The sequence below is a fragment of the Gracilibacillus suaedae genome (genome assembly GCF_017599345.1).
In the GTDB taxonomy this organism is placed as follows: Bacteria; Bacillota; Bacilli; order Bacillales; family Amphibacillaceae; genus Gracilibacillus; species Gracilibacillus suaedae.
On record NZ_JAGFVL010000059.1, the window covers coordinates 1 to 2953 of the forward strand.

The 2953-nt window shown below is 33.7% G+C and carries 4 protein-coding genes; all 4 read left to right on the forward strand.

Annotation, left to right across the window (positions count from 1 at the left end; all coding sequences use genetic code 11):
* Nucleotides 1-1314, forward strand: a 1314-nt coding sequence (locus J5J03_RS17820; protein ID WP_208591429.1) for a T7SS effector LXG polymorphic toxin, incomplete at its 5' end; no start/stop codon positions are given.
* A 32-nt stretch (nucleotides 1315-1346) separates the two neighbouring features.
* The gene (locus tag J5J03_RS17825) at nucleotides 1347-1871 is read left to right on the forward strand and encodes a hypothetical protein (protein ID WP_208591431.1); all 525 of its coding nucleotides are present in this window, start codon (nucleotides 1347-1349) and stop codon (nucleotides 1869-1871) included.
* A 38-nt stretch (nucleotides 1872-1909) separates the two neighbouring features.
* Nucleotides 1910-2206, forward strand: coding sequence for a DUF4176 domain-containing protein (locus tag J5J03_RS17830; RefSeq protein ID WP_231710819.1), 297 nt, complete (start codon nucleotides 1910-1912; stop codon nucleotides 2204-2206).
* Nucleotides 2207-2513: 307 nt separating this feature from the next.
* A partial coding sequence (locus J5J03_RS17835; protein WP_231710817.1) for a T7SS effector LXG polymorphic toxin occupies nucleotides 2514-2953 on the forward strand: 440 nt, incomplete at its 3' end.

A 2953-nucleotide genomic window follows, 5' to 3' on the forward strand; every position in this document is an offset into this window, starting at 1 on the left:
GATGAGTTTAAATCAAAGTCTGAAGATATAAAAGATAGTCTTTCAAAAGTGGAACAAAACATAGAAGAAATCTGTAATATGACTACTTTTTCAGGGGAAACTGCAGATCAAGCCAAATTATATTTTAGAGACCTTCATCTTACTGTCTTAACAACATTTGATGGAGTCTTTACGGATTTATATGAGAATTTGAACAAACATATTGAGACCTTCCAATCAAGAGTAGATGAAAGTAGTAGCACCATTATAGAAAGTAATTATGTTAGAGATACAATGGAAGATGTCAGTGAGGACTATGAAGCTTTACAAACACACCGTGATTCAGTAAGTAGCACTATTAGCAGTATCTCAGATATTAGCAGTGCAACCACTCCTTCTTTCGTTGCAATCAATAATGACAAACATTCTGTCATTAATGTAGGAGATAATTTACGAGAGGATTTAGATTCGTTTACAACGACAGGAAGAAGTAGCAACTCGCAAACAGAAGAGCTATTAAAGGAAATCAAAAATACGCTGAATAGTGCCGGTGCAGTGAGTGGAAGTGCTCGGTTTACGGATTATAATGGGAATTCGACAGCGATTTCTTTGACAAATTTAAAAGAATATAACCAGGCAAATCAACAAGCAAGGCAACAAGAGATTGAAAACCTTGATGAAGAGTCAAAAGCGGTTTATGAAAAGGCAAAAGAAGATTATGAAAATGGGGAAATTGATAAGTCTGTATATGATACTATAGTTTCTGGTATTCTTAATACGGGTGCTGCCTTTATTAAGAATGCAGTAAACTCGAAAATTACTAATGAAGTCTCTCAAAGAATAGCAGGGTCTATAGTTGATTGGGCTCAAAAGAATACCATGCATTTTGTTGATCCAGCCTTAGCATTACAAACTGCTGGTGGAGGTGTAGTTACAAGGGGAGCTCCGCCATCTGCTTTAACGTCTGCCATTAGAACAGGTGCAAGATATGCTGCTCCAATTGTAGGTTCCGCCATTGACTTTGGTATACAAATTTATAAAGGAGAAGATGCCACAGATGCTGCTATAAAAACAGCCGGTCATTTAGGGGCAGGTATGGCAGGTGCAGCGATTGGTTCAGCAATTCCGATACCGGTTGTTGGAACTGCTGTAGGATTTGCAGTTGGTGTGGGTGGATCCATGTTATTTGACTATGTATATGATAATAAAGATGCCATTGTCAATGGTGTGAAGGATTTTGCTAGCGATGCGGTCGATGTAGTTCAAGATGCTGGAGAAGCAATAGGAGACGCTGCTAAGGGAATCTTAAGTGGAGTAGCAAGCGTATTTGGGTAGAAGAGGAATAACACACAGAAGGAATGATGGAAATGAAAATAATACCGATTTACACGGAAAGTAAAAAGAATCAACAAGGTCATACTATATTTATTGATGAACATACTGAAAAATCTTACAAAGCGCTTCATAAGGAAAGTAATCAATGGGTATACTGGATCGGTTTTTTCGCTATCCTTGCCATCATGAGAAGTATCCAAAGTATCCACATTCCTTTATCACTTATATCTATTATTATTATTTTTACTAGTCTATTAGTGTTGACTGTTTTGGTTAGTCGAATTGTATATAAACATTTATTTTATGAAGAAGTAAAAGAAATATATCTGACTAATACGATGATAGAAAAATATATTGAAGATGGAAAAAGTGTTTATAAAATGGAAGTTTGGATTGCAATCCTTAGTTTTTTAATATTTGTCATTCTAACCATCATCTTTTTTATTAATCTATCCTTAGTGATTTTAATATTTTCGATTTTCCTTTTTTTTATTTTTTGTTTAATGATGAAACGTCTGCCACTTGCAAGAATTAAACTTTATCATAAGGGAAAGTAATTGCAATTTGTAAAGATAAATTTAGGAGATGATGTTATATGGAAATATTACCAATAGGAAGTGTAGTGCAATTAAAAAATGGAGATATTAAGTTAATGATTCTAAATAGAGCACCACTATATAATCAAGATGGTGTTATTGGCTATTTCGATTATTCTGCTTGTATATATCCTGCAGGAAAAATAGAGGATCAAGTGTACTTTTTTAATAACGAAAATATAAAAAAAATCTACTTTAAAGGTTATGTAGATGATCAGGAAAAATTATTTCAAGAACAATATGAAGAAAAAATAAAGAATATTCAATACCCAAAATTTAAAGTAGAGAACGAATAAATGATTATAGAGAAAGACAGTGCTGTTCCTTTCTTATTAGATATTGATCCGGAAGATGAAGATATATTTACGAAATTAACGGAAGAGAATATTCACTTCAGATTAGATAACTATGATTAGGAACTAGATGAATAAAAGGAAGGGCAAAGAAGCAGATGATACAGTGTCTTTGCCTTCTTTTAGGTATTCTTATAAGGATATAGTAGTGGGTAAACTATAATGCGAGAAGAAGATGGAAAGTTAGATTCAGTAAATCATTCTATTTCCAGTCCACAACCAATACGTTAAGGAAAGAGAGGGATATTCCATGGGACATAAAGTTGATCTATCAGAAGTGATCGACTTCTCAGATGAGTTTAAATCAAAGTCTGAAGATATAAAAGATAGTCTTTCAAAAGTGGAACAAAACATAGAAGAAATCTGTAATATGACTACTTTTTCAGGGGAAACTGCAGATCAAGCCAAATTATATTTTAGAGACCTTCATCTTACTGTCTTAACAACATTTGATGGAGTCTTTACGGATTTATATGAGAATTTGAACAAACATATTGAGACCTTCCAATCAAGAGTAGATGAAAGTAGTAGCACCATTATAGAAAGTAATTATGTTAGAGATACAATGGAAGATGTCAGTGAGGACTATGAAGCTTTACAAACACACCGTGATTCAGTAAGTAGCACTATTAGCAGTATCTCAGATATTAGCAGTGCAACCACTCCTTCTTTCGTTGCAATCAATAATGA